The organism is Bacillus sp. LJBS17 (assembly GCF_019334685.1).
Classification (GTDB): domain Bacteria; phylum Bacillota; class Bacilli; order Bacillales; family Bacillaceae; genus Bacillus; species Bacillus subtilis.
On record NZ_CP079759.1, the window covers coordinates 2435033 to 2460769 of the forward strand.

General features: G+C 44.3%; 27 protein-coding genes. 10 read left to right on the forward strand and 17 right to left on the reverse strand.

Going from position 1 to position 25737, the window contains the following annotated elements:
• The first annotated feature begins 65 nt into the window (after positions 1-65).
• Positions 66-1082, forward strand: a complete 1017-nt coding sequence (namA, locus tag KXZ66_RS12540; protein ID WP_003230377.1) for an NADPH dehydrogenase NamA — start codon at positions 66-68, stop codon at positions 1080-1082.
• A gap of 109 nt (positions 1083-1191) precedes the next feature.
• Positions 1192-1953: an alpha/beta fold hydrolase gene (locus KXZ66_RS12545; RefSeq protein WP_014477266.1), complete on the forward strand. Its 762-nt coding sequence runs from the start codon at positions 1192-1194 to the stop codon at positions 1951-1953.
• Positions 1954-1996: 43 nt separating this feature from the next.
• Here KXZ66_RS12545 and rpmG read toward each other — a convergent pair whose 3' ends face one another.
• Together rpmG and rnz are read right to left on the reverse strand one after the other, a co-directional pair.
• Complete coding sequence (gene rpmG, locus KXZ66_RS12550; RefSeq protein ID WP_003226511.1) at positions 1997-2146, reverse strand: 50S ribosomal protein L33; 150 nt, start codon at positions 2144-2146, stop codon at positions 1997-1999.
• A gap of 81 nt (positions 2147-2227) precedes the next feature.
• Entirely contained in the window at positions 2228-3151 is a 924-nt protein-coding gene (gene rnz, locus KXZ66_RS12555) for a ribonuclease Z (protein WP_014477267.1), read from the reverse strand.
• Between the two features lie 226 nt (positions 3152-3377).
• Here rnz and zwf point away from each other — a divergent pair, with 226 nt between their 5' ends.
• A complete protein-coding gene (zwf, locus tag KXZ66_RS12560; RefSeq protein WP_151870185.1) occupies positions 3378-4847 on the forward strand; it encodes a glucose-6-phosphate dehydrogenase in 1470 nt (489 codons plus the stop codon).
• Between the two features lie 122 nt (positions 4848-4969).
• Here zwf and gndA read toward each other — a convergent pair whose 3' ends face one another.
• Entirely contained in the window at positions 4970-6379 is a 1410-nt protein-coding gene (gene gndA, locus KXZ66_RS12565; RefSeq protein WP_003230365.1) for an NADP-dependent phosphogluconate dehydrogenase, read from the reverse strand.
• Between the two features lie 109 nt (positions 6380-6488).
• Positions 6489-7733: a DNA polymerase IV gene (locus tag KXZ66_RS12570; protein ID WP_085186454.1), complete on the reverse strand. Its 1245-nt coding sequence runs from the start codon at positions 7731-7733 to the stop codon at positions 6489-6491.
• A gap of 72 nt (positions 7734-7805) precedes the next feature.
• Here KXZ66_RS12570 and mifM point away from each other — a divergent pair, with 72 nt between their 5' ends.
• The 3 genes from mifM (at position 7806) to KXZ66_RS12585 (ending at position 9857) form a co-directional block, all read left to right on the forward strand.
• The gene (gene mifM, locus KXZ66_RS12575; protein ID WP_010886563.1) at positions 7806-8093 is read left to right on the forward strand and encodes a membrane protein insertion/folding monitor MifM; all 288 of its coding nucleotides are present in this window, start codon (positions 7806-7808) and stop codon (positions 8091-8093) included.
• A gap of 30 nt (positions 8094-8123) precedes the next feature.
• A complete protein-coding gene (locus KXZ66_RS12580) occupies positions 8124-8948 on the forward strand; it encodes a membrane protein insertase YidC (RefSeq protein ID WP_219144581.1) in 825 nt (274 codons plus the stop codon).
• A gap of 180 nt (positions 8949-9128) precedes the next feature.
• Positions 9129-9857 (forward strand): YqjF family protein, encoded by a 729-nt coding sequence (locus tag KXZ66_RS12585; RefSeq protein ID WP_219144978.1) that lies wholly within the window; start codon positions 9129-9131, stop codon positions 9855-9857.
• 40 nt (positions 9858-9897) lie between these two features.
• On the opposite strand, the gene KXZ66_RS12590 is transcribed toward KXZ66_RS12585, so the two are convergent.
• From KXZ66_RS12590 to mce, 3 genes are read right to left on the reverse strand one after another with little or no spacing between them, the layout of a single operon-like run.
• A complete protein-coding gene (locus tag KXZ66_RS12590; protein ID WP_003230352.1) occupies positions 9898-11013 on the reverse strand; it encodes a tripeptidase T in 1116 nt (371 codons plus the stop codon).
• A gap of 17 nt (positions 11014-11030) precedes the next feature.
• Complete coding sequence (locus KXZ66_RS12595) at positions 11031-12554, reverse strand: acyl-CoA carboxylase subunit beta (protein WP_144500746.1); 1524 nt, start codon at positions 12552-12554, stop codon at positions 11031-11033.
• The gene (gene mce, locus KXZ66_RS12600; protein ID WP_021479984.1) at positions 12547-12969 is read right to left on the reverse strand and encodes a methylmalonyl-CoA epimerase; all 423 of its coding nucleotides are present in this window, start codon (positions 12967-12969) and stop codon (positions 12547-12549) included. The genes KXZ66_RS12595 and mce overlap by 8 nt, the downstream gene beginning before the upstream one ends.
• An 89-nt stretch (positions 12970-13058) precedes the next feature.
• On the opposite strand from mce, the gene prli42 reads away from it, so the two are divergent.
• Entirely contained in the window at positions 13059-13151 is a 93-nt protein-coding gene (gene prli42, locus KXZ66_RS12605; protein WP_003226489.1) for a stressosome-associated protein Prli42, read from the forward strand.
• 19 nt (positions 13152-13170) lie between these two features.
• Here the strand turns inward: prli42 and KXZ66_RS12610 are convergent, their stop codons facing one another.
• From KXZ66_RS12610 to brxB, 6 genes are all read right to left on the reverse strand, one after another.
• Positions 13171-13701 (reverse strand): L,D-transpeptidase, encoded by a 531-nt coding sequence (locus tag KXZ66_RS12610; RefSeq protein WP_043940164.1) that lies wholly within the window; start codon positions 13699-13701, stop codon positions 13171-13173.
• Positions 13702-13752: 51 nt separating this feature from the next.
• Positions 13753-14721, reverse strand: a complete 969-nt coding sequence (locus KXZ66_RS12615) for an aromatic acid exporter family protein (protein ID WP_014480207.1) — start codon at positions 14719-14721, stop codon at positions 13753-13755.
• Between the two features lie 70 nt (positions 14722-14791).
• On the reverse strand, positions 14792-15514 hold the full coding sequence (gene artR / locus KXZ66_RS12620) for an arginine ABC transporter ATP-binding protein ArtM (protein WP_014480208.1): 723 nt from the start codon (positions 15512-15514) through the stop codon (positions 14792-14794).
• Positions 15507-16166, reverse strand: a complete 660-nt coding sequence (artQ, locus tag KXZ66_RS12625) for an arginine ABC transporter permease ArtQ (RefSeq protein ID WP_003230340.1) — start codon at positions 16164-16166, stop codon at positions 15507-15509. The genes artR and artQ overlap by 8 nt, the downstream gene beginning before the upstream one ends.
• Before the next feature lie 79 nt (positions 16167-16245).
• A complete protein-coding gene (gene artP / locus KXZ66_RS12630; RefSeq protein WP_021479986.1) occupies positions 16246-17013 on the reverse strand; it encodes an arginine ABC transporter substrate-binding protein ArtP in 768 nt (255 codons plus the stop codon).
• 266 nt (positions 17014-17279) lie between these two features.
• Positions 17280-17717, reverse strand: a complete 438-nt coding sequence (brxB, locus tag KXZ66_RS12635; protein ID WP_003226477.1) for a bacilliredoxin BrxB — start codon at positions 17715-17717, stop codon at positions 17280-17282.
• A gap of 160 nt (positions 17718-17877) precedes the next feature.
• Between brxB and KXZ66_RS12640 the strand changes: the two genes are divergently transcribed.
• From KXZ66_RS12640 to bmrR, 3 genes are all read left to right on the forward strand, one after another.
• The gene (locus KXZ66_RS12640) at positions 17878-18771 is read left to right on the forward strand and encodes a diacylglycerol kinase family lipid kinase (RefSeq protein ID WP_167568613.1); all 894 of its coding nucleotides are present in this window, start codon (positions 17878-17880) and stop codon (positions 18769-18771) included.
• 100 nt (positions 18772-18871) lie between these two features.
• Positions 18872-20041, forward strand: coding sequence for a multidrug efflux MFS transporter Bmr (bmr, locus tag KXZ66_RS12645; protein ID WP_003230328.1), 1170 nt, complete (start codon positions 18872-18874; stop codon positions 20039-20041).
• Between the two features lie 72 nt (positions 20042-20113).
• Complete coding sequence (gene bmrR / locus KXZ66_RS12650) at positions 20114-20950, forward strand: multidrug efflux transcriptional regulator BmrR (protein ID WP_070547513.1); 837 nt, start codon at positions 20114-20116, stop codon at positions 20948-20950.
• A gap of 54 nt (positions 20951-21004) precedes the next feature.
• Here the strand turns inward: bmrR and bfmBB are convergent, their stop codons facing one another.
• Genes bfmBB through lpdA form a run of 4 tightly spaced genes read right to left on the reverse strand, consistent with a single transcriptional unit; the run spans position 21005 to position 25737 of the window.
• The gene (gene bfmBB / locus KXZ66_RS12655) at positions 21005-22279 is read right to left on the reverse strand and encodes a branched-chain alpha-keto dehydrogenase complex dihydrolipoyllysine-residue (2-methylpropanoyl)transferase (RefSeq protein ID WP_219144582.1); all 1275 of its coding nucleotides are present in this window, start codon (positions 22277-22279) and stop codon (positions 21005-21007) included.
• Between the two features lie 22 nt (positions 22280-22301).
• On the reverse strand, positions 22302-23285 hold the full coding sequence (gene bfmBAB / locus KXZ66_RS12660) for a 3-methyl-2-oxobutanoate dehydrogenase subunit beta (protein ID WP_004398638.1): 984 nt from the start codon (positions 23283-23285) through the stop codon (positions 22302-22304).
• 13 nt (positions 23286-23298) lie between these two features.
• Complete coding sequence (gene bfmBAA / locus KXZ66_RS12665; RefSeq protein ID WP_097080583.1) at positions 23299-24291, reverse strand: 3-methyl-2-oxobutanoate dehydrogenase subunit alpha; 993 nt, start codon at positions 24289-24291, stop codon at positions 23299-23301.
• A 21-nt stretch (positions 24292-24312) separates the two neighbouring features.
• Positions 24313-25737 carry a dihydrolipoyl dehydrogenase gene (gene lpdA, locus KXZ66_RS12670; protein WP_014477284.1) on the reverse strand — a complete coding sequence of 475 codons (1425 nt, stop codon included), beginning with the start codon at positions 25735-25737 and terminating at the stop codon, positions 24313-24315.

Sequence of the window (25737 nt, forward strand, 5' to 3'; positions counted from 1 at the left end):
TATATGACGGGAAAGAAATGACTTGATATAATCAATCTCTAAAAACCTTACGGGAGGCGAAAGAAATGGCCAGAAAATTATTCACACCTATTACAATTAAAGATATGACGTTAAAAAACCGCATTGTCATGTCGCCAATGTGCATGTATTCTTCTCATGAAAAGGACGGAAAATTGACACCGTTCCACATGGCACATTACATATCGCGCGCAATCGGCCAGGTCGGACTGATTATTGTAGAGGCGTCAGCGGTTAACCCTCAAGGACGAATCACTGACCAAGACTTAGGCATTTGGAGCGACGAGCATATTGAAGGCTTTGCCAAACTGACTGAGCAGGTCAAAGAACAAGGTTCAAAAATCGGCATTCAGCTTGCCCATGCCGGACGTAAAGCTGAGCTTGAAGGAGATATCTTCGCTCCATCGGCGATTGCGTTTGACGAACAATCAGCAACACCTGTAGAAATGTCAGCAGAAAAAGTAAAAGAAACAGTTCAGGAGTTCAAGCAAGCGGCTGCCCGCGCAAAAGAAGCCGGCTTTGATGTGATTGAAATTCATGCGGCGCACGGATATTTAATTCATGAATTTTTGTCTCCGCTTTCCAACCATCGCACAGATGAATACGGCGGCTCACCTGAAAACCGCTATCGTTTCTTGAGAGAGATCATTGATGAAGTCAAACAAGTATGGGACGGTCCTTTATTTGTCCGTGTATCTGCTTCTGACTACACTGATAAAGGATTGGACATTGCCGATCACATCGGTTTTGCAAAATGGATGAAGGAGCAGGGAGTTGACTTAATTGACTGCAGCTCAGGCGCCCTTGTTCACGCAGACATTAACGTATTCCCTGGCTATCAGGTCAGCTTCGCTGAGAAAATCCGTGAACAGGCGGACATGGCTACTGGTGCCGTCGGCATGATTACAGACGGTTCAATGGCTGAAGAAATTCTGCAAAACGGACGTGCCGACCTCATCTTTATCGGCAGAGAGCTTTTGCGGGATCCATTCTTTGCAAGAACTGCTGCGAAACAGCTCAATACAGAGATTCCGGCCCCTGTTCAATACGAAAGAGGCTGGTAATGCCCATAAGAGATATCCTGTAGAGGATATCTCTTTTTTTATTTTTAGAGAAACGATCGGCTAAGGTTCTCCGTCTCCCTAGTAGAACCAATTAGAGGAGATGACTCCAATGAAATCAGCTTGGATGGAAAAGACATATACAATTGACGGATGTGCGTTTCATACACAGCACCGGAAAGGATCAAGCGGTGTAACGATTGTCTTTGAGGCCGGCTATGGTACTTCTTCTGAGACGTGGAAACCATTAATGGCGGACATTGATGATGAATTTGGCATTTTCACATATGATCGGGCAGGCATAGGAAAAAGCGGGCAAAGCAGAGCTAAACGAACAGCTGATCAACAAGTGAAAGAATTGGAGAGTTTGCTTAAAGCAGCTGATGTAAAACCTCCTTATTTGGCTGTTTCACACTCATACGGAGCTGTCATCACCGGTTTATGGGCCTGCAAAAACAAGTATGATATTATAGGCATGGTCCTTCTTGACCCAGCTTTAGGCGATTGCGCCAGCTTTACCTTTATACCCGAAGAAATGCACAAATCACATACGAGAAAGATGATGCTTGAGGGCACACATGCAGAGTTTTCAAAAAGTCTGCAGGAGCTCAAAAAGCGGCAAGTCCACTTAGGAAACATGCCTCTTCTTGTGTTGTCATCAGGAGAACGGACTGAGAAATTCGCTGCTGAACAGGAGTGGCAAAACTTGCACAGCAGCATATTGTCTCTATCTAACCAAAGCGGCTGGATTCAAGCTAAAAACAGCTCCCACAACATCCATCATGATGAACCTCATATCGTTCACTTGGCTATTTATGACGTATGGTGCGCAGCGTGCCAGCAGGCCGCTCCTCTTTACCAGGCAGTCAATTAACGTAAAAAAAGACCGGGCCGTAAGGGATTCCCGGTCTTTTATATTATTTTGTTTCACGGTGAAGGGTATATTTCTTTAAACGCGGTGAATATTTTTTCAGCTCCAAACGGTCTGGATTGGTGCGTTTATTTTTTGTTGTGATGTAATTTCGGTCTCCCGTTTCAGTGCAGGCTAAAGTAACATTTACTCTCATAATTAACACCTCCTTATAAAGCGTAATGATTACGTTTTATTATACAACGTCATCACAAATTGTCAAATAAGAGCTCCGCCTTCAGCCTCGCGGGACGTTTACCTCTAAGAAATCATATGCCGCCACGCTATTGGGGAAAACGTCAACCGCTTCTTTTTGAAGCTCCAAAGAAGCATCTCCCTGATATCTTGCGCTGATATGGGTTAAAATGAGCTGCTTTGCTCTTGCTTCTTTCGCTGTTACAGCCGCTTGTTCCGTTGTACTGTGATAATAATCATAAGCAAGTTTACGGTCTTCCTTAGCAAAGGTTGCTTCATGAACAAGCACATCACAATCCCTCGCAAGCTCTTTTAGTTTGTCACTTACTCTCGTATCACCGGAGAACACAACAGATCTTCCCTTTTTAGGAGGCTCCAGAAAATCATTCCCATTGATGATTCGTCCGTCTTCAAGCGTTACCGTTTCGCCTTTTTTGATTTTCTGATATACAGGTCCGGGCGGGATGTTCATTTCTTTTAATACATCAGCCTTCAAGGAACCCGGTACGTCTTTTTCCTGCACACGGTACCCGAAGGCTTCCACTCCATGAATAACAGATACCGCTGTGACAATAAACTGATCGTCCTCAAACACGATTCCTTCTTCAATTTCCTGGACCGCAAGCGGATATGTCAAATGGGTCTTCGTGACGGCAAGGCTTGTTTCAATAAACGCCTTGATCCCTTTAGGTCCGTACACTGTCAGCTCGTCCTCTCCGCCTTGAAAGGAACGGCTCCCCAGAAGCCCCGGAAGTCCGTATACATGATCGCCGTGCATGTGTGTAATAAAGATTTTCTCTATTTTACGAGGTTTAATCGTTGTATGTAAAATTTGATGCTGTGTGGCTTCCCCGCAGTCAAAAAGCCATACCGAACGCCTTTCTTCAAGCAATTTTAATGCCACCGACGTTACATTTCTCGCCTTGGCGGGAATGCCGGCTCCCGTCCCTAAAAAAAGTAATTCCACGTTTCCTTCCTCCTACTAGAACCAGATACCTACAAGAATACAGGATCAAGCTCAAAATGTGAATCTTGCCTCTGAAAAGAACAATCCTTTCGTGCTAGAAACATTTTTTCAGCATTCTGCTTAAAAAAGGGCTTAAATGTTTGCTTTCGTTGAATTTTAGATTTAAAATGAAGGAAATATACGGGGTGTACTAAAATAAAGCTTCGAATAAAGTGAGGTACTTTTAGTGAAAACAAACCAACAACCAAAAGCAGTAATTGTCATATTCGGTGCAACTGGAGATTTAGCAAAACGAAAATTGTATCCGTCTATTCACCGTTTATATCAAAACGGACAAATCGGAGAAGAGTTTGCAGTGGTAGGAGTTGGAAGAAGACCTTGGTCTAATGAGGATCTTCGCCAAACTGTTAAAACATCCATTTCCTCATCTGCAGATAAGCATATAGATGATTTCACGTCTCATTTTTACTATCACCCGTTTGACGTGACAAACCCTGGTTCTTATCAAGAGCTAAACGTATTGCTTAACCAGCTGGAAGATACATATCAAATTCCTAACAACAGAATGTTCTACTTGGCAATGGCTCCTGAATTCTTCGGAACGATTGCAAAAACATTAAAATCAGAGGGTGTAACAGCTACAACCGGCTGGTCCCGCCTTGTCATCGAAAAACCGTTCGGCCATGATCTGCCAAGCGCACAGGCATTGAATAAAGAAATCCGCGAAGCATTTACGGAAGATCAAATTTACAGAATCGACCATTATCTAGGCAAACAAATGGTTCAGAACATTGAAGTGATTCGATTTGCCAATGCGATTTTCGAACCGCTTTGGACAAACCGCTACATTTCAAACATTCAAATCACATCTAGCGAATCACTAGGCGTTGAAGACCGCGCAAGATATTACGAAAAATCAGGCGCCCTTCGCGACATGGTGCAAAACCATATTATGCAGATGGTTGCCCTTCTTGCAATGGAGCCGCCTATCAAATTGAACACAGAAGAAATCCGCAGCGAAAAAGTGAAGGTGCTGAGAGCACTGCGTCCTATTGCAAAAGACGAAGTGGATGAATACTTTGTGCGCGGACAATATCAAGCTGGTGAAATTGACGGTGTACCGGTTCCTTCTTATACAGAAGAAGATAATGTCGCTCCTGACTCCAATACAGAAACCTTTGTTGCCGGCAAGCTCTTGATTGACAACTTCAGATGGGCTGGTGTTCCATTCTATATCCGTACAGGAAAACGAATGAAAGAAAAGACCACAAAAATTGTCGTTCAATTTAAGGACATTCCGATGAATCTGTACTACGGTAATGAAAACAACATGAATCCGAACTTGCTTGTCATTCATATCCAGCCTGACGAAGGCATTACGCTTTACTTAAATGCTAAAAAGCTTGGCGGAGCAGCACACGCACAGCCAATCAAACTCGATTATTGCAGCAATTGCAATGACGAGTTGAACACCCCTGAAGCATATGAAAAACTAATTCACGACTGTCTTCTTGGCGATGCAACAAACTTTGCACACTGGGATGAAGTTGCCCTTTCTTGGAGCTTTGTCGACTCTATTTCTGAAACATGGGCAGCAAACAAAACCTTATCTCCTAACTATGAATCAGGCTCAATGGGACCGAAAGAATCTGATGATCTTTTGGCGAAAGACAGCTTACACTGGTGGAATATATAATAAGAAGAAAAAAGCCGAAAATGTTTACAAGCATTTTCGGCTTTTTTACGCTGAACAAAGGTATAACAATCTCTTTAATAACAAAACCCCCAAAGCTTAAGAGCTTCGGGGGTTTCTATTGATTACTTCATCCATTCAGTATGGAAGATGCCTTCTTTGTCAGTACGCTCATAAGTATGAGCGCCAAAGTAGTCGCGCTGTGCTTGGATTAAGTTTGCAGGCAGTACGGCTGTGCGGTAGCTGTCATAGTAGGCTAATGCGCTTGAGAATGATGGCACCGGCACACCTTGGGCAACTGCAAGTGAAATCACTTGGCGAAGCGCTCCTTGGTAGCTTTCTACAATATTCTTGAAATAGCTGTCAAGAAGCAGGTTGTCAAGCTCAGGCTCGCGATCGTAAGCTTCTTTGATCTTCTGAAGGAATGCCGCGCGAATGATGCAGCCACCGCGGAAGATCATAGCGATTTCACCATATTTCAGATCCCAGTTGTATTCTTCAGAAGCAGCTTTCATTTGGGCAAATCCTTGCGCGTACGAGCAGATCTTACTCATGAACAACGCTTTTCTGACCGCTTCAATCAGCTCTTCTTTATTTTCTGTAACAGGCTTCACTTCTGGTCCTGAAAGAAGGCCGCTCGCTTTCACACGCTCTTCCTTCATAGCTGAGATAAAGCGCGCGAATACAGATTCAGTAATAATCGGAAGCGGAACGCCTAAGTCAAGTGCGCTTTGGCTTGTCCATTTTCCTGTTCCTTTTTGGCCTGCTTTATCAAGAATCACATCAACAAGCGGTTTGCCTGTTTCTTCGTCTTTTTTCGTAAAGATGTCAGCTGTAATCTCAATCAAGTAGCTGTCAAGCTCACCTTTATTCCATTCAGCGAAAACTTCGTGAAGCTCATCAGCAGAAAGGCCCAGCACCTGTTTCAGAATGAAATATGATTCAGAGATCAGCTGCATATCTCCGTATTCAATTCCGTTGTGCACCATTTTTACGTAATGGCCGGCGCCGTCCGGACCGATATATGTCGTACAAGGTTCTCCGTCAACTTTTGCAGAAATGGCTTCAAGAATCGGTTTTACAAGCTCATGTGCTTCTTTTTGTCCGCCAGGCATGATAGAAGGTCCTTTAAGCGCCCCTTCTTCTCCGCCGGAAACGCCTGTTCCGATAAAATGAATGCCGCTTTCAGCGAGTTCTTTGTTACGGCGCTGTGTATCTTTATAGTATGTATTACCGCCGTCAATTAAAATATCATCCTTCTCTAGATGAGGAAGAAGAGATTGAATTGTCGCATCTGTTGCAGTTCCCGCTTTAACCATTAATAAGATTTTGCGCGGTGTTTCCAAGGATTGGACAAATTCTTCAATGCTGTAAGTGCCAACAACATTTTTTCCTTTTGCCTCCTGTAAAAACTCCTCAGTTTTACTGCTTGATCTGTTGTAAACAGAAACAGAAAATCCCCGGCTTTCGATATTTAAAGCCAGATTTTTACCCATGACCGCAAGTCCGATAACGCCGATTTGTTGTTTTGACATATTCTAACGTCCCTTCTGCAAACGTTTAATCATTTTAAAATTTAAATTAAAATAAAATGATATTTATAATAAAGAAATTACCATACATTCACCCTTTTTTTCAAGCGATTCAGCTTTTCTTTTCATCTTGAAAAAAATCTTTATTAAAGCTTGTTCCCTTTGTTTTGCTCTCTTCTTTTTTTAACGTTGCCCCTTTTCTGATCAGTTTGGTACCGTACTTTTTATTCAGCTTTTCCATCATCTGCTGAATGGGCTCATCCTTCGCATCCTCATTAAAGCTGAACAAATCGAGCTGCTTATAGGCCTGCTCTTTTTCTACCAAATCGGTTCCGGTAATGCCAAGCAGTCTGACAGGATTTTTATTCCAGTGTTTAAAAAAGAGGTGCTCTGCTTCTTTCAGGATTTCATTTTTTTGATCGATCGGATTTCTCAGCGTAGTGCTTCTTGTGATGGTTTTCCAATCCGCATATCTAATCATAATAAATAGCTTTGAAGCCATGACTTCCTTGCGCTGTAAACGGTCACTCACAGAAGCGGCAAGCTTTCTAAAAACGCCTAACAGCTCTTCTTCATCACTGGAATCATGGGAAAGTGTCGATGAGTTGCCGACGCTTTTAAATTCGTAAATGCGCTCCGGGTCAACCGGCGCATGGTGAATGCCATTTGCTTTATTTTTAAGGCGCGGACCGTTGATGCCAAGCAGGCGCTTCAGCGAGTGTTCATCAGCTGCAGCTAGCTCTCCGATTGTATGGATGCCGAGTCCCTTCAGTTTTTCCGCTGTCTTTTTACCGACTCCGTGCATCTCTCCAACAGGAAGCGGCCACAGGATATCAGGCACTTGCCTCTTTCTTAAGATCGTAATTCCAAGCGGTTTTTTCATATCAGACGCCATCTTAGCAAGAAATTTATTCGGCGCAATCCCTATGCTTGACGGAAGCAGCAGCTCTTTTTGCAATCTGCTTTGGATTTCTTTTGCCGTCTCCAGAGCGCGGCTGCTGTATGGTGTATCGGTCATGTCCATATAGCCTTCGTCGATGGAGACAGGCTCCACCAGGTCAGTATATTCACGGAGAATGGTAAACATCGCTCGTGAAGAGTTTCTATAGCGGTCAAAGTTCGGCGGAAGAACGATGAGCTCAGGACAATGGCGCTTCGCTTGCCAAACCGGCATCGTTGTTTTGACGCCGCGCGCTCTTGCTTCGTAGCTGCATGTCACCACAATGCCCTTTCGCTCCTTTACGTTTCCGGCAACTGCGACCGGCTTTCCCCGGAGAGCCGGATCATATGCCATTTCAACCGACGCATAAAAGCTATTCATATCAATATGGAAAATAATTCGGCTCTTTCCCGGCATAAACAAATCTCCTTTTCGATCATTAGACAACAGCTTGTACATATAGTAAAATGAAGCTATTGAATGGATGTGATGACAATGTTTGTGGAATCGATAAATGACGTTTTATTCTTAGTCGATTTTTTCACAATTATTCTTCCTGCTCTAACGGCAATCGGGATTGCATTCCTCTTACGGGAGTGCCGTGCGGGCGAGCAATGGAAATCAAAACGAACAGATGAACATCAGACGGTCTTTCACATTAACCGAACAGACTTTCTTATTATTATATATCATCGCATTACAACTTGGATACGTAAAGTCTTCCGCATGAATTCGCCTGTGAACGATGAGGAAGACGCCGGTTCTCTTCTTTTATAAACCGCATTTATAAAAAGGAGGAGAACAAAATTGTTAAAAACATATCAAAAACTTTTGGCTATGGGTATCTTTTTGATCGTATTATGCTCGGGCAATGCTGCATTTGCAGCGACTAATCAGGTGGGAGGCCTCAGCAACGTAGGTTTTTTCCACGATTATTTAATCGAACCGTTTTCCGCTCTGCTTAAGGGTGTTGCCGGGCTGTTTCACGGAGAATACGGACTCTCTATTATCCTCGTAACCATTATTGTGCGTATAGTTGTATTGCCTTTGTTTGTCAATCAGTTCAAAAAACAGCGCATCTTCCAAGAGAAAATGGCCGTTATTAAACCTCAGGTTGACAGTATCCAGGTTAAGTTGAAAAAGACGAAGGACCCGGAAAAGCAAAAAGAGCTGCAAATGGAAATGATGAAGCTGTATCAGGAGCATAATATCAACCCGCTTGCGATGGGCTGTCTTCCAATGCTGATTCAGTCTCCGATTATGATTGGGCTTTATTACGCGATTCGCTCAACACCTGAAATTGCGTCACACTCGTTTCTATGGTTCAGTTTAGGGCAATCTGATATTCTCATGTCCCTTAGTGCAGGGATTATGTATTTTGTCCAAGCCTATATCGCTCAAAAACTGAGCGCGAAATATTCCGCTGTCCCGCAAAACCCTGCGGCGCAGCAATCCGCAAAATTGATGGTGTTCATCTTCCCTGTGATGATGACGATTTTCTCGCTTAATGTGCCGGCAGCCCTTCCGCTGTACTGGTTTACAAGCGGACTGTTTTTGACAGTGCAAAACATCGTCCTTCAGATGACGCATCATAATAGTAAAAAAACAGCCGCTCTTACTTCGGTGAAATAAAAAAGCAACCCCGTGCGAAAAGCCGGGGTTGTTTTTTGTTACTTGCAAAGCATACCGCGCCAAACAGTCTTGTTTATCATCGCTGAAGCAGAAATGGCCATCCAAAAAATAGCCGTATCGTTTAAAAAGAAGGAAATAGGGAATACCTTTACTCACCTCCAAACGAAAGGAGCATATACGTTGACGGAACACTTTCAGCAAAAAAACATTTCTGTACCTGAAGGAATCTGGATCATGAGACAAACCTGGAATGATGTCTTATTTGCTCACTGGCCTGTTGATGTTTCTATCCTTCGCGCTTTGGTACCGTCCGTTTTAGAATTAGATACATATAACGGGCAAGCTTGGATCAGCATGCTTCCCTTTATGCTCACGAACCTGAGGGCGCGTTATCTTCCTGCCATTCCCGGTGCGCGTGCATTTCCTGAGCTTAACCTCCGCACCTATGTCACGTATAAAGGCAAGCCCGGCATTTATTTTTTTAGCTTAGATGCCGATCATCGTCTGGCGGTCCTTGGCGCTCGCACATTCTTTCATCTGCCTTATTTTTACGCGAATATGAAAGCCGAAAAAAACGGTGATGCCATTGACTATGTCAGCAAGCGGAAAGATGACAAAGAAGCAGCATTCCACACCGCATACCGGCCCATTTCAGCGCCTTTTACAGCAGAAAAGGATTCGCTCGATTACTGGCTGACAGAACGATACAGGCTCTACACCACTTATCGCAATAAGCTCTATTACGAAGACATCCATCATCATCCATGGCTGCTGCAAAACGCCGAAGCGGAAATTTCAGTCAATACGGTGACTGATGCTCACGGCATTACATTGCCAGAGTCAGACCCCTTGCTTCATTACGCTAAAAAACAGGATGTGTTATTTTGGCCGCTTAGGAAATGGAGCTAAAAAAACCCGATGCGGGAAATCGCACTCGGGTTTTCTTTTTTTATTTTGCCGCCTCTTCAATAATGGCAACAACCATTTCTGCCGTTTTAACGAGCTCTTCGATCGGCATTTTTTCATTTTTTGTATGAATTTGCTCATAACCGACAGCAAGATTGACCGTCGGGATGCCATGACCAGCGATTACGTTCGCGTCGCTTCCGCCGCCGCTCGTTTGCAGCTCGCTTGGACGTCCGATTTTAGCAGCCGCTTTTTTCGCGATTTCAACAACTTGGTCGCCGTCTTGATATTTAAAGCCCGGATACATAACCTCAATTTCGACTTCTGCGCGTCCGCCCATATCAGCAGCTGCCTCTTCAAAAGCAGCTTTCATTTTTTGAACCTGAGCTTCCATTTTCTCAGGAACTAAAGAGCGCGCTTCAGCAAGAATATGAACTTCGTCGCACACAATGTTTGTTTGTGTGCCGCCTTCAAACCGGCCGATATTAGCTGTTGTTTCTTCATCGATACGGCCCAATGGCATTTTTGAAATGGCTTTGCTAGCGATTGTAATCGCTGAAATGCCTTTTTCAGGTTCAACCCCGGCGTGAGCGGTTTTCCCGAAAATTGCCGCTCTTACCTTCGCCTGTGTCGGCGCGGCCACAATGATATTTCCAACTTTTCCGTCTGAATCAAGGGCATAGCCGTAGGATGCAGTGATCATAGAACGGTCAAGAGCCTTCGCTCCGATCAGACCCGATTCTTCCCCTACTGTGATGATGAATTCAATCGTGCCGTGTTCAATGTTTTCTTCTTTCAGCACCTTAATCGCCTCAAACATTGCAGCCAATCCCGCTTTATCATCAGCGCCTAAAATCGTCGTGCCGTCAGTTTTGACGTAACCGTTCTCTACAACTGGTTTTACGCCGTTTCCGGGTACAACTGTGTCCATATGAGATGTAAAATAGATCGTATCTGTTTGTTTTGTCCCTTTTAGCGTGCAAATCAGGTTACCGGCTCCGTGGCCCGTGATATCCATTGTATCGTCTTCTTTAACGTCCACACCTAAATCAGAAAATTTTCGTTTCAGCACTTTGCAGATTTCAGCTTCGTGCTTTGTTTCTGAGTCAATTTGGACAAGCTCTAAAAATTCTTCCAGCAGGCGTTTTTCATTCACCATTTGTAAGTCCCTCCATGTTAAAGCGGTATGTTACCGTGCTTTTTTTTCGGTCTCTCTTCTGTCTTATGTGCAAGCATATGAAAAGCTTGAATCAGTCTTCCCCTTGATTCTTCCGGCAAAATGATGTCATCGACCATTCCACAAGCGGCCGCTTTGTATGGGCCGGCGTTTTGCTTTTTGTATTCAGCTGTTTTTTCGCGTTTCGTCTTTTGCGGGTCAGCTGAAGCTTTGATTTCCTTTTCATACAAAATCGATGCCGCACCTTCTGGACCCATCACTGCGATTTCAGCATTCGGCCATGCAAACACAAGGTCCGCTCCGATCGCTTTGCTGTTCATGGCCACATAGGCGCCGCCGTACGCTTTTCTAATGATGAGTGTGACTTTTGGGACAGTAGCTTCAGCATAAGCAAACAATAATTTTGCTCCATGCCTGATGATTCCATTGTGCTCTTGCTGAATACCCGGCAGAAACCCCGGGACATCTTCGACAGTCAATAGCGGGATATCAAATGCGTCACAAAAACGGATGAACCTTGCTGCTTTATCAGCAGCGTCAATCGTCAGGCTTCCCGCCAGATGCTTCGGCTGGCTCGCCACAATGCCGATTGCTTTTTCACCCAGCCTTGCAAACCCAATGACAATGTTCTTCGCAAAAAATGGCTGAATCTCAAAAAAAGACTGCGGGTCAGCCAGCTCCCTGATCACCTTCCGAACATCATAAGGCTTTGTCGTATCAGCAGGGACAAGATGGTTTAATAATGGTCTGGACGCCTCTTTCGCTGGCTTCGGCTCTGTTGTCCGGCCATTCAGCGGCAAATAAGACAGCAGTTTTCTCACCCCTGTCAGAACCTCCTTCTCCGTATGTCCGGAAAAGTGGGCGTTTCCGCTGACGGCATTATGTATCCCCGCTCCGCCTAAGCTCTCCGCATCAACCTGTTCCCCTGTCACTTTTTCAATCACCTTCGGGCCGGTAATAAACATCCGGCCGGTCTGTTCAGCCATAAATATAAAATCTGTGAGTGCCGGAGAATATACAGCGCCTCCAGCGCACGGCCCTAAAATAACCGATATTTGCGGAATGACTCCGGAATATAAGACGTTTCGGTAAAATATGTGACCGTATCCATCTAATGATACCACACCCTCTTGAATTCTCGCACCACCTGAGTCATTCAGCCCGATAATCGGCGCCTTATTTTTTGCTGCCAGATCCATCAAAGCGCAGATTTTCCTGGCATGGGTTTCGCCAAGCGCCCCTCCGAATACTGTGAAGTCTTGCGCAAATACATAAACTGAGCGGCCGTCAATTGTGCCGTACCCTGTCACGACCCCATCCCCTAACATGCGCTGTTCTCTTGTTAACACTTGACTTTCCATGAAGGGGTTTAATTCGATAAAGCTGTCCTGATCTAGAAGAAATATGATCCTTTCCCGAGCAGTGAGCTTGCCCTTTTGCCGCTGCTGAGCCAGCTTTTCCTGTCCTCCGCCTTCTTCTGCCTGCTTGCGTTTCGTGTATAAATGATCCATGTGCTCATTCATGCTCATTGTGTTGGTCTCCTTTCGGTTCACAAAGCTCTATAAGAACACCGTTTGTTTCCCGAGGGGAAATAAACGCGATCTTTTTCCCATTTGCCCCCTGTCTTGGATACCTGTCAATCAATCGAACATGCCGGTCAGACAATGCTTGAAGCTGTTCAGATAGGCCGTTGCACAAAAACGCAATATGATGCAGTCCCTGCCCTTTCTTCTCCAAAAATAAACGGACGGGGCTGTCAGCTGTCAACGGCTCTATCAGCTCAAGTTTGACGCTACCAGCTTGAAAAAAAGCAACATTCACCTTTTGTTCTTCAACCGTTTCTTGATGAAGAAATGCAAGCCCCAATACATTTTCATAAAAGCTTCTAGCATCTTTTATCGAAAAAACGGCTATCCCGATATGGTCAAGCCTGTTCATTTGCATCCCTGCTTTCGCTAATAGATATCGCTTGTCCACCCATTCAAAACACGCTAAAATATAGACAGATTGTTTAAGGAGTGAAAATCATGTCTCAAAAACTGATGAAAAGCGTTTTGATCGTGATTTTGGGAGTTTTTATTCTTTCAACTGTACTCTCAGGAATCGTCATGTTTTTATAACGATAAAAAAGCAGGCGCCTTATTCAATGGGAATATCCTGCTTTTTTATCAGAGCTTTATGCTCGATGGCAATCTCCTCAAAAGAGCGGTTGTCGTCCGTGATCAGCACTCTCGTTCCTACTGGTATCGTTTGAAACAAATGAACGACCTCATCGTTATGCATACGTATACAGCCGTTAGACACAAATTTCCCTACTGATTCCTCTCGGTTTGTCCCATGAATTCCATAAATCCGCCCGTCCGTTCCTTTCGCGTCAAATCCGATCCATCTGGCCCCAAGCGGGTTGTCAGGAGATCCCCCTTCAATATTTTTCTTTCTGTAGTAAGGATTTTCCGCTTTTACCGTTACCGAAAACTCTCCTTCAGGCGTCAAATCATCTGTTTTTCCAGTCGCCACACTATACACGCCTTCTACTTTGTTGTCGAGGATAACAGCAAGTTCATTTGTTCGCTTGTTGACAATAATATACGGATCACCCGGCAGCGGATTTTCGCCGAGCGGCCAAATCGGTGAAATCATCATAAAAATCGAACATAAGAAAAAACGCATAAGCTCCTCCTTTTTCATTAGGTTGACCAATGAAGGAAGAGCTCATGCGAATCATCCGAGTGATTTTTGCGCTTTTATTCCTTTAAAATAACTTTTAATCACTAAATATTGTTCCATTTCGCCGAGAAGATGGAAGAGAGCGGCCCTCGCTTCAAATTCCTCTCTAGTCGCCGGAAGCGGCATCTCCTCAAATTCTTTTCTCATGTCAGCAAGTCTTTTCAGAAATTTGTACGCTGTATTCCCAGGGTGTATCGCCTCCCGCAAATCATGAATAAATTCAGCGATCATTTTTCCCTGATCTACCGTAATGGAGATCGATGTCACTTTAGGGAGAAGGCGTTCGATAATTTCAAATTGCTTTTCTCTCATTTTAAAATAATGATAATGCAGATTTTCATAACGCAAAATGTGGTTTTGCACATCTCGATATGCCAGGTTTTTAGCCTCCGTAATGAGCTGGTGCGTTTCCGGAATTTCTTTTCCTGACCAATCTTGCTCACCAGTTAACAAATACCGTTCGATTTCTGCAAAAATGACAGCAAAGTTATCCTCTATCTTTTTGCGGTAGGCAATCAGTTTCCGGTCAAGACTAGGCATATACAAGTTCATCAATAGAGCGACGCCGATGCCAACCGTAATCAGCTGAACTTCATTCCAGATGAAAGCAAGCGTAATGCCGCCGGACATGTATAAATGAAGGATAATAACGGAACTGGTGACGATACCCTCGTTAATTTTTAACAGAACCGTTATCGGAATGAATATCAAAAGAAGCGCTCCGATCACAAACGGGTGGTAGCCAATAAGCTCGAAAAAGAGATAAGAAAAAACAATTGCCAGACAGCATGCCGCAAAGCGGGCCCATGAGGCCTGAAGCGACCGTTTTTGTGTGATTTGTATGCACAAAATGGTGATGATTCCTGCTGATGCGAAGTTTTGCAAATGCAATAACTGGCTTATATAAATAGCCAAAGCTGTTCCAAGCGCGGTCTTTATTGTGCGATAACCAATTTTAAACATGTCGGACTCCATTTCTATTTGTTTCTTCAATAAAAAAGAAGAGGCGGCCAGCCTTCTTCTTTTTTATATTCTATAATATTTTCTCTAAAAAGTCCTGCGCTCTTTTGGATTTTGGCGACATAAAAAATTCCTTCGGATTGCCGTCCTCGACAATCATTCCTTGGTCCATAAACAGCACGCGGTCTGCCACTTCTTTTGCGAAGCCCATTTCATGTGTGACAATCACCATGGTCATGCCGGTTTCGACCAGCTCTTTCATCACCTGTAGCACTTCTTTGACCATCTCCGGATCAAGGGCGGAGGTCGGCTCGTCAAACAGCATGATGTCCGGATTCATCGCAAGAGCCCTGGCAATCGCGACACGCTGTTTTTGTCCGCCAGACAAACGGTTTGGATAGTCATTTCGCTTTTCAAACAAACCGACTTTGCGGAGCAGGTCCTCAGCTTTCTCCTTTGCAGCCTGTTTTGATTCTTTTTTTACATTGACAGGCGCGTACATAATGTTTTCGAGAACCGTTTTGTGCGGAAAGAGATGAAAATGCTGAAAAACCATCCCGATGTTTTCCCGGACCTTTAATGTGTTGGTTTTTGGCTTCGTAATCTCTGTGTCTTTTATTGTAATGGTTCCGCCGTTAGGCTTTTCCAACAGGTTTAAACAGCGTAGGAACGTTGATTTGCCTGAGCCTGAAGGACCGATCACGGCAACAACCTCACCCTCAGCGATTGTTGTTGAAATGTTTTTTAATACTTCGTGTTTCCCAAATGATTTTGACAGCTTTTCAACCTTAATCATTGGATTTCAGCTTCCTTTCTACAGCCTTGCCGATAAACGTTAAAATCAGGACAAGCACATAATAAATCAATCCCGCGATAATAAGCGGCTCAAGGTAATTGTAAGTGGCGGCGCCAGCTTGATATGCGCGTCTCATGACATCACCAAGCCCGATGACGGTAACGATCGCCGATTCTTTTGTTAACGTAATTAATTCATTCACAATTGCAGGTGATATATTTTTGAAGGCCTGCGGCAGCAGCAGATCCTTCATCATTTTTCCATACGGGACACCGAGTGCAACAGCAGCTTCTTTTTGCCCTTTATCAATGGCATTGATTCCGGCTCTAATAATTTCCGATACATAAGCGGCGGAATTCAAAGACAATGCGACAACCGCAGCCCAAAACTGGTCAATTTGAAATCCGAGCAGCTGAGGAAGGCCAAAATAGACAATCATAAGCTGCAGCACTAAAGGCGTGCCTCGGAACACTGATGTATAAAAATCAGCGATCCAGATAAACGGGCGGAATGTGCTGATCTTGCATAAGCTTAGCACAATACCGAGTATAAGTCCGATAATAGCAGATACAACAACAATTTTTAATGTAATTGCCAAGCCTTCTAATATAAAAGGAATTTGGGGGATCGTTGCTGAAAAATCCAAATTCATAGCCTTTGTCTCCTTTTCTTACAGGAAAAAAGTTTCCTATTCAATAAAAAGGCTCAACGAAAAAGTTGAGCCGCTTTTTTTACTTCTCGCCAGTGAACCATTTTTTCTTCAATTTCTCAAGCTCTCCGTTATCTTCCATTTCCTTGAGCGCTTTATTGAATTTGTCTGTCAGTTCACTGTCCTTTCTGAAAGCAATTGCTGAACCGGCTTCTTCCGCTTTCGCATCAGGAATCACAAAGCCTTGCAGGTCATCATTTGATTTGAAATACCCTTCTGCAACAATGTCTTCAATAATCGCGGAATCGAAGCGGTCAGATTTGATTTCCTGCACCAAATCAGATATTCTGTTGCGGTCTTCTGTTTTAAAACCATATTCCGGAGAAAGCTCTTTCCCCTTCTCTTCCTGAATAGAGCCAAGCTGAACGCCAACTGTTTTTCCTTTCAGGTCTTTCAAAGATTGAATGCCGCTGTCTTTTTTGCTGACAATCATATGGTTCGCTGTGTAATACACATCGGAAAAATCAACTTGTTTTTTACGCTCAGGCGTTGGTGTCATTCCTGACAGAACGAGATCCACCTGTTTTGATTTAAGCGCTGTAATTAAGCTGTTGAAGTCCATATCCTGCACTTCAATTTCATAGCCTGCCTTCTTTGCCAGAGCTTTTGCCAGCTCTACATCAAAGCCGACAATATTATCGCCTTCTTTATATTCAAACGGTTTGTAATCCGCCGAAGTACCCATAATTAATTTTTTCTTTCCGCTTTCTGAACCTGAATTGCTTGAGCCGCACGCAGTTAATGCAAAGGTGATGCAAGCAGCTACAAGTAATAAGAGCCATTTTTTCATGATCCATTTCCCCCGTATTCATTACTTTTGGTGTATTTGAATATTTATTCGTTAATTTGTATTTTAAACAGTTTCTCATTTTTATGCAATACTATTTTTAAAAATTATCTTTAAGCTTATCTTTCCAGTGATCTCTTCTGATATTACTAGATAAAAATTAAATCGCTGTACAATCCGATTGAATAATCCTTTAATATTTATTCATATATCCTTGGAAATTTATGCACAAAAAAACCCGGGCCGCTTGGGCATCCGGGTTGTTCGTCTTATACTTCTTCACAATATTCTTCAAAGGCTTCCTGCAGCTTTGCCACTACGGCCATCGGCTCATGGCCTTCAATTTCATGGCGCTCTACCATTTTCATGATCTTTCCGTCTTTCAAAATCGCAAAGGACGGAGAAGATGGCGGATAACCTTCAAAATAGTCACGCGCACGCGCTGTCGCTTCTTTATCCTGTCCGGCAAAAACGGTGACGAGCTGATCAGGTCTTTTATCATAGTGAACGGAATGGTAGGCTGCCGGTCTTGCAATTCCTCCGGCGCATCCGCAAACAGAGTTTACCATGACAAGCGTCGTTCCTTTTTTCGTAAGTGCCTCATCCACCTCTTCGGCTGTTTTAAGCTCGGTGTATCCGGCAGCTGTTATTTCTTGTCTCGCTTGGCGGACAATATCATTCATAAATAAATTAAAGTCCATGTTCAATGAAGACCTCTCCTTTTTCATCATCTGTTCTTATGATAGCAAGGAAACGTCCATATCGGCAAATGACTTTGCTTCGCCGTGCACTTTTTTTGCTCTTCGTTTACTGCTTACAGAAAAAGGGGATTATATAACCAGAAGTAAAATAAAGGAGCAGTTGGATATGAGCCACCGGAAAGCGTTACTGATTCATAACGGAAATGCCGGCAACAAAAATATAGAAAAAGCACTTGGTGCTGTGGTGCCGGTTTTATCTCACCATTTAGATGAGGTGATTATTAAACAGACAAAGAAAAAGGATGATGCGTATCATTTTTGCCGATCCATTGATGATTCTGTCGACACCGTCTTCATTCTCGGCGGCGACGGCACGATCCATCAATGCATAAATGCTATCAGCGCTCTAGAAAGAAAACCCGCGGTCGGAATTTTGCCCGGCGGCACGTGCAATGACTTTTCAAGAGTGCTTGGCATCCCTCAAAATCTTGCAAAGGCCGCGGAAGCACTTATGGCAGGAAATAAAACCAGCGTAGACGTATGTCAGATGAATGACCGTTATTTTTTAAATTTCTGGGGGATCGGCTTAATTGCAGAAACGTCGAATCAAATTAATGAAACGGAAAAAGCATTATTGGGAAAAATCAGCTATTTTACAAGTGCATTGCGAACCGTCTCATCCGCTGCATCGTTTCCGATGACATTGAAAATTGATGGAGAAGAAATTAAAGAAGAAGCCGTTATGCTGCTTGTGATGAATGGCCAATACATTGGAACGAATCGAATTCCTCTGCCCGATGCCAGTATTGAAGACGGCTTACTTGATGTTCTCATATGCCGCAATACCAACCTCACCGCGCTGCGGGAGCTGATGAGCATGGAACAGGGCTCAATTGATCGTTTTACCGGAGAGCTGTCCTATGTCCAGGCCTCCCGTATCGAAATTGAAACAGACACTGCCAAAAAGGCGGATATGGATGGAGAAGTTTATACACATACACCCGCAGTCATTCAGGTTCTGCCGCAGCATATCGACATGCTTGTTCCCGCAAATGAATAACTGTCATAAGGCTTTAGAAAGATTTTGCAAATCCGTTGACTCTCCCCTAGGAGGAGGTCTTACAGTATAAGGGATACACACTTGAAAAAGGGGAAGTCATATGGAGAAGAAAAATATTACCTTAACGATATTATTAACCAATTTATTTATTGCTTTTTTGGGGATCGGGCTTGTGATTCCAGTAACGCCGACCATTATGAATGAATTGCATTTATCGGGGACCGCGGTCGGCTATATGGTTGCCTGCTTCGCTATTACACAGCTCATTGTCTCACCAATAGCCGGACGATGGGTTGATCGCTTCGGGCGCAAGATCATGATCGTGATCGGCCTGTTGTTCTTTAGTGTGTCGGAGTTTTTATTCGGTATTGGAAAAACAGTTGAGATGTTATTTATCTCCCGTATGCTGGGCGGTATCAGCGCAGCCTTCATTATGCCCGGGGTCACGGCTTTTATTGCAGATATCACGACCATTAAAACGAGGCCAAAAGCGCTCGGTTATATGTCAGCCGCTATTTCAACAGGATTTATTATCGGCCCCGGCATCGGGGGATTTTTAGCAGAAGTCCATTCCCGGCTGCCTTTTTTCTTTGCGGCAGCTTTTGCACTGTTAGCAGCCATTTTATCAATCCTCACGCTGCGCGAGCCGGAACGAAACCCTGAAAATCAGGAAATAAAAGGGCAGAAGACAGGCTTTAAACGGATTTTTGCCCCCATGTATTTCATAGCTTTTCTCATTATCTTAATTTCATCTTTTGGTTTAGCATCATTTGAATCTTTATTTGCATTATTCGTGGATCATAAATTCGGTTTTACGGCCAGCGACATTGCCATTATGATTACAGGAGGAGCGATTGTTGGCGCCATTACGCAAGTCGTCTTATTCGACCGCTTCACAAGATGGTTTGGCGAAATCCATTTAATTCGGTACAGCTTAATTCTCTCTACGAGTCTGGTATTCTTGCTGACAACAGTCCATTCATATGTTGCGATTCTGCTGGTTACGGTCACTGTATTTGTCGGATTTGATCTCATGCGGCCTGCGGTAACGACTTACCTGTCAAAAATTGCGGGAAATGAACAGGGGTTTGCCGGCGGTATGAATTCAATGTTTACAAGTATCGGCAATGTATTCGGGCCTATTATCGGCGGAATGCTGTTCGATATTGATGTAAACTATCCTTTCTACTTTGCAACGGTCACCTTAGCCATAGGGATTGCACTGACCATTGCTTGGAAAGCGCCTGCACATCTTAAAGCCAGCACGTGATAAGAAGCGCATTCTTTGTGTACTGCAAAGAATGCGCTTCTTCTTTATACTGATGATAGAAGGAGTGATGACATGAAGGAATCGTATTACTCAATTGGGGAAGTTTCAAAACTGGCAAACGTGTCGATTAAAGCGCTCCGTTATTACGATAAAATTGATTTATTTAAACCCGCCTACGTCGACCCGGATACCAGCTACCGCTATTATACAGATTCTCAGCTCATTCATCTGGATTTGATCAAATCATTGAAATATATCGGCACACCTTTAGAAGAGATGAAAAAAGCACAGGACTTAGAGATGGAAGAACTGTTTGCTTTTTATACAGAGCAGGAGAGGCAAATCAGGGAGAAATTAGACTTTTTATCAGCCCTGGAGCAAACCATTTCATTGGTGAAAAAGCGGATGAAACGGCAGATGGAATATCCCGCGCTCGGTGAGGTGTTTGTTTTAGATGAAGAAGAAATACGGATCATTCAGACAGAGGCAGAAGGAATCGGGCCTGAAAACGTGCTCAATGCCTCCTACAGCAAATTAAAAAAATTTATCGAGTCAGCAGATGGATTTACGAACAATAGCTACGGCGCTACTTTCTCTTTTCAGCCCTACACCAGCATTGATGAAATGACTTACCGTCATATTTTCACGCCTGTATTGACGAATAAACAGATTTCATCAATTACGCCGGATATGGAAATCAAAACGATCCCTAAAGGGAGGTATGCGTGTATCGCGTATAATTTTTCGCCTGAACATTATTTTCTCAACTTACAGAAGCTTATCAAGTATATCGCAGACCGCCAATTAACAGTTGTCAGTGATGTATACGAGTTAATCATACCGATTCATTACTCCCCGAAAAAACAAGAAGAATATCGTGTCGAAATGAAAATACGAATCGCTGAATAATAGAAAAAGAGCATTTTTTGAAACAAAACTTCAAAAAATGCTCTTTTTTCTTATTTAGTAAACAGATGTCTTCTCGTCAATCGATTCTAAAATTTGTTTCACTCGTCCGAGGAATCGTCCGCACACGAGACCGTCAAGCACTCTGTGATCTAAGGACAGACACAGATTAACCATGTCTCTGACAGCAATCATGCCATTGTCCATGACAACCGGGCGTTTGACGATGGATTCTACTTGAAGAATCGCAGCCTGAGGGTAGTTGATAATGCCCATCGACTGAACAGATCCGAACGAACCTGTGTTGTTGACGGTAAACGTGCCTCCCTGCATGTCATCTGCTGAGAGTTTTCCGTCTCTTACTTTTTTAGCTAGGCCGGTAATTTCTTTCGCAATGCCTTTAATTGTTTTTTCATCAGCGTTTTTAATCACCGGAACAAATAAAGAATCCTCTGTGGCAACTGCAATTGAAATATTGATATCCTTTTTCTGAATAATTTTGTCCCCCGCCCACATGCTATTCATTTGCGGGAATTCTTTTAACGCCTGAGCGACCGCTTTTACAAAAAAGGCGAAGAACGTTAAATTAAAGCCTTCTGTCTTCTTAAAGGAATCTTTTATACTGTTGCGATATGCAACCATATTTGTGACGTCGACTTCCATCATCGTCCAAGCATGCGGAATTTCTGTTTTGCTGCGCTTCATATTGGAAGCAATTGCTTTTCTTACACCTGTGACAGGAATTTCTTTATCACCGGCTGCAGACGCAGGATATGATGTCTCTTCTTTTGGCTCAGGTTTTGATGCAGACTTCGGTGCAGGAGCTGCTGTTTTCGGCTCCTCAGCCTTCTGTTCTTGCGCGCCGCCTGTTTCAATTAAGCGCTGAATATCTTTTCGTGTGATGCGCCCGCCGGCACCTGTTCCTGTTACTTGTTCTAGATCAATGCCGTGCTCTCCGGCCAAACGGAGTACAGCTGGCGAGTAGCGCTTTTTATTGGGCTGATCAGCGGCTTCGACACTTTTTGCAGCAGGAGTCTCAGCGGCTTTTGATGCAGCTGGCTGTTCTTGTTTTTGTTCAGCCGGATTCGCGCCTTCTGTTTCAATTTTGCAAATCACTTCTCCGACTTGCAGGGTTTGGCCTTCTTCTCCCACAAGCTCTGTTATTGTACCAGTAAAAGAAGACGGAACCTCCGCATTTACCTTATCTGTCATGACTTCCGCGATCGGATCGTATTTGTTCACTTTATCACCGGGGGCGACAAGCCATTTGCTGATCGTCCCCTCTGTTACGCTTTCTCCAAGCTGCGGCATCGTCATTTGTTCAATTGCCATGATTGTATCCTCCCTTACGTCTTTAAAACTCCGCTAATTCTCTCATCGCCGCTTCCACTTTATCAGGGTTGACCATAAAGTATTTTTCCATTGTCGGCGCATAAGGCATAGCCGGAATATCAGGACCTGCAAGCCGTTTGATCGGCGCGTCTAAGTCGAACAGACAATGCTCGGATATAATTGCGGCTACTTCGCTCATGATGCTGCCTTCTTTTGTATCTTCTGTGACCAAAAGAACCTTTCCAGTTTTGGACGCAGCTTCGATGATGGCTTCTTTATCAAGCGGGTAAACTGTTCTTAAATCCACCACATGCGCTGAAATGCCATCTTTTTCGAGACGTTCTGCAGCTTGTAAGGCGAAGTGGACACACAGACCGTATGTGATCACTGTGATGTCGTCGCCTTCCCGTTTTACGTCAGCCTTGCCAATTGGCAGGACATAATCATCAGCCGGAACCTCTCCCTTTATCAGACGGTATGCCCGCTTGTGCTCAAAAAACAGCACTGGGTCTTCATCACGAACTGCGGCTTTTAAGAGCCCTTTCGCGTCATATGGTGTTGACGGCATGACAATTTTCAGTCCGGGCTGGTTGGCGAAAATTGCTTCGACTGATTGAGAATGATACAGGGCCCCGTGCACGCCTCCGCCGTATGGCGCTCTGACGACAATCGGACAGCTCCAGTCATTGTTGCTGCGGTAGCGGATTTTAGCCGCTTCAGAAATAATTTGGTTGACTGCCGGCATAATGAAATCAGCAAACTGCATCTCAGCAATCGGTCTCATTCCGTACATTGCCGCTCCGATACCGACTCCTGCGATCGCAGATTCAGCAAGCGGCGTATCCATAACACGCTCTTCCCCAAATTGTTCATAGAGTCCGGCTGTCGCTTTAAACACACCGCCTTTTCTTCCTACATCTTCCCCAAGGACGAAAACGCGAGAATCTCGTTCCATTTCTTCTTTCATCGCCAAATTGATTGCATCAATATATGACATTACTGACATTTGTTCTTCCTCCCTACTTCGCATACACATAATCAAGCGCTGACTCAGGAGCTGCATATGGGGCGTTCTCCGCTTCATCCGTCGCTTCATTTACGATTGCCATAATTTCATCCAGCATGGTTTGTTCTATCTCATGGGACAGCAGGCCTGTTTCCTTTAAGTAAGCTTGATAAGTAAGCAGGGGATCACTTTTTTTCGCTTCCTCTACTTCTTCACGGCCTCTGTAGCTGCTGTCATCGTCATCACTGGAATGTGGTGTAAGGCGGTAAGAAATCGTTTCAATTAATGTCGGGCCTTCTCCTCTGCGTGCCCTTTCGCGTGCTTCTTTGACCGCTTGATAAACTTCCAGCGGATCATTTCCATTCACAGTTACGCCAGGCATCCCATAGCCTACGGCACGGTCGGAAATGTTCTCACATGCGACTTGCTTATCGTAAGGCACTGAGATTGCGTATTTGTTGTTTTCACACATGAAAATAACCGGCAGCTTATGGACAGCGGCAAAGTTTGCCCCTTCGTGGAAATCGCCTTGGTTTGAAGACCCTTCCCCAAATGTAACAAAGGCTGCGATATCCTTTTTCTCCATACGTCCCGCAAGCGCAATACCGACTGCGTGCGGCACTTGCGTTGTAACCGGAGATGATCCCGTCACAATGCGGTTTTTCTTTTGTCCGAAATGTCCCGGCATCTGGCGGCCTCCTGAGTTCGGATCTGCTGCTTTTGCAAACCCGGACATCATTAAGTCCTTTGCTGTCATGCCAAACGCGAGCACGACACCCATGTCTCTGTAGTACGGCAATACATAATCCATTTCACGGTCAAGTGCGAAAGCCGCTCCTACCTGTGCTGCTTCCTGTCCTTGACAAGAGATTACAAATGGAATTTTGCCAGAACGGTTTAACAGCCACATTCTTTCATCGATTTTTCTAGCTAACAGCATGGTTCTATACATATCAACGGCTTCCTGATCAGTCAGCCCTAGTGCTTGATGTCGGTTTGTACTCATTCAAGCCCCTCCTTTATGCTTTTAAAAATGAATGGCTTTGCCATCTACGGCAAGCGCTGCTTCTCCAATTGCTTCAGAAAGCGTTGGATGCGGGTGAATCGTTTGCCCGACCTCCCACGGCGTTGCGTCCAGCACTTTGGCAAGACCGGCTTCAGAAATCATGTCGGTGACATGCGGGCCGATCATATGAACGCCGAGAATATCATCTGTATCTCGGTCCGCCACGATTTTGACAAAACCGTCGCTTTCACCGTATACAAGCGCTTTTCCAATCGCCATAAACGGGAACTTGCCGATTTTGACATTATGCCCGTTCGCCTTTGCTTCGTCTTCGGTTAAGCCGACACTGGCAGCTTCAGGGCTTGAGTAAATGCACTTCGGCACAAGCGTCGGATCAAGCGGATGCGGATTGAGACCTGCAAAATGCTCAACAGCAATAATTCCCTCATGTGAAGCAACGTGAGCTAACTGCAGGCCACCGATTACGTCTCCGATTGCATAAATATGAGACTCCTTCGTTTGGCAGCTTTCATTGACTGAAATCATGCCATTTTCAGTAACAATATCGGTGTTCTCTAGGCCAATACCTTCGATATTTGCCTGTCTGCCGATGGAAACAAGCATTTTCTCAGCAGAGTAGGTAACGGTTTCTCCGTCTTTTTCCGCTTGTATGCTGATATCATCTGATGTTTTTGTCATTGTGTCAGGCAGCACTTTTGCCCCTGTTATGAACTGGATGCCTTTTTTCTTAAGAAGACTTTCCATTTCTTTTGAAATCTCTAGATCTTCAGTCGGCAATATGCGATCCGCGTATTCAATAACCGTTACCTTCACACCAAAATCATGAAGCATAGACGCCCATTCGATACCGATAACCCCTCCGCCGACAATGATGATTGATTGTGGCAGCTCCTCCATTTGGAGCGCCTCATCTGAAGTCAGTACAGACTTACCGTCCGCTTCAAGACCCGGAAGCATTCTCGGTCTTGATCCTGTTGCAATGATCACTTGTTTCGGGATCAGCATGTCATTTTCTTCGCCATTTCCCCGCTCAACAGAAATTGTTCCCGGCAGCGGAGAGAAGATTGACGGTCCAAGGATACGTCCATATCCGGTGTACACGTCAATTTTTCCTTTTTTCATTAAATGATTTACACCCGCTGCAAGCTTATCAACAACGGCTTGCTTACGCTGCTGCACTTTTTCAAAGTTGAGGGACACGCCAGCCGTTTCCACCCCGAATTGATCGGCTTCACGAGCTGTCCGGTATACCTCTGCGCTTCTAAGCAGCGCTTTACTCGGGATACAGCCTTTATGCAGACATGTTCCTCCGAGTTTTTCCTTTTCCACAACGGCTGTTTTTAAGCCGAGCTGAGCGGCTCTGATGGCCGCAACATAACCGCCGGTACCGCCGCCCAGAATGACTACGTCATACTCAGTTGCCAT

Excerpts from the sequence above, each read along its gene's own strand:
- artR (WP_014480208.1), bottom strand. The coding sequence starts at position 15,514 with ATGATTAAGGTTGAAAAGCTGTCAAAATCATTTGGGAAACACGAAGTA.
- KXZ66_RS12610 (WP_043940164.1), bottom strand. The coding sequence starts at position 13,701 with ATGCGTTTTTTCTTATGTTCGATTTTTATGATGATTTCACCGATTTGG.
- KXZ66_RS12545 (WP_014477266.1), top strand. The coding sequence starts at position 1,192 with ATGAAATCAGCTTGGATGGAAAAGACATATACAATTGACGGATGTGCG.
- namA (WP_003230377.1), top strand. The coding sequence starts at position 66 with ATGGCCAGAAAATTATTCACACCTATTACAATTAAAGATATGACGTTA.
- rpmG (WP_003226511.1), bottom strand. The coding sequence starts at position 2,146 with ATGAGAGTAAATGTTACTTTAGCCTGCACTGAAACGGGAGACCGAAAT.
- bmrR (WP_070547513.1), top strand. The coding sequence starts at position 20,114 with ATGAAGGAATCGTATTACTCAATTGGGGAAGTTTCAAAACTGGCAAAC.
- KXZ66_RS12570 (WP_085186454.1), bottom strand. The coding sequence starts at position 7,733 with ATGCCGGGAAAGAGCCGAATTATTTTCCATATTGATATGAATAGCTTT.
- bmr (WP_003230328.1), top strand. The coding sequence starts at position 18,872 with ATGGAGAAGAAAAATATTACCTTAACGATATTATTAACCAATTTATTT.
- mce (WP_021479984.1), bottom strand. The coding sequence starts at position 12,969 with ATGAACAGGCTTGACCATATCGGGATAGCCGTTTTTTCGATAAAAGAT.
- KXZ66_RS12640 (WP_167568613.1), top strand. The coding sequence starts at position 17,878 with ATGAGCCACCGGAAAGCGTTACTGATTCATAACGGAAATGCCGGCAAC.
- mifM (WP_010886563.1), top strand. The coding sequence starts at position 7,806 with ATGACAATGTTTGTGGAATCGATAAATGACGTTTTATTCTTAGTCGAT.
- bfmBAA (WP_097080583.1), bottom strand. The coding sequence starts at position 24,291 with ATGAGTACAAACCGACATCAAGCACTAGGGCTGACTGATCAGGAAGCC.
- KXZ66_RS12615 (WP_014480207.1), bottom strand. The coding sequence starts at position 14,721 with ATGTTTAAAATTGGTTATCGCACAATAAAGACCGCGCTTGGAACAGCT.
- artQ (WP_003230340.1), bottom strand. The coding sequence starts at position 16,166 with ATGAATTTGGATTTTTCAGCAACGATCCCCCAAATTCCTTTTATATTA.
- KXZ66_RS12595 (WP_144500746.1), bottom strand. The coding sequence starts at position 12,554 with ATGAATGAGCACATGGATCATTTATACACGAAACGCAAGCAGGCAGAA.
- gndA (WP_003230365.1), bottom strand. The coding sequence starts at position 6,379 with ATGTCAAAACAACAAATCGGCGTTATCGGACTTGCGGTCATGGGTAAA.
- lpdA (WP_014477284.1), bottom strand. The coding sequence starts at position 25,737 with ATGGCAACTGAGTATGACGTAGTCATTCTGGGCGGCGGTACCGGCGGT.
- bfmBAB (WP_004398638.1), bottom strand. The coding sequence starts at position 23,285 with ATGTCAGTAATGTCATATATTGATGCAATCAATTTGGCGATGAAAGAA.
- prli42 (WP_003226489.1), top strand. The coding sequence starts at position 13,059 with ATGTCTCAAAAACTGATGAAAAGCGTTTTGATCGTGATTTTGGGAGTT.
- KXZ66_RS12590 (WP_003230352.1), bottom strand. The coding sequence starts at position 11,013 with ATGGTGAATGAAAAACGCCTGCTGGAAGAATTTTTAGAGCTTGTCCAA.
- bfmBB (WP_219144582.1), bottom strand. The coding sequence starts at position 22,279 with ATGGCAATTGAACAAATGACGATGCCGCAGCTTGGAGAAAGCGTAACA.
- artP (WP_021479986.1), bottom strand. The coding sequence starts at position 17,013 with ATGAAAAAATGGCTCTTATTACTTGTAGCTGCTTGCATCACCTTTGCA.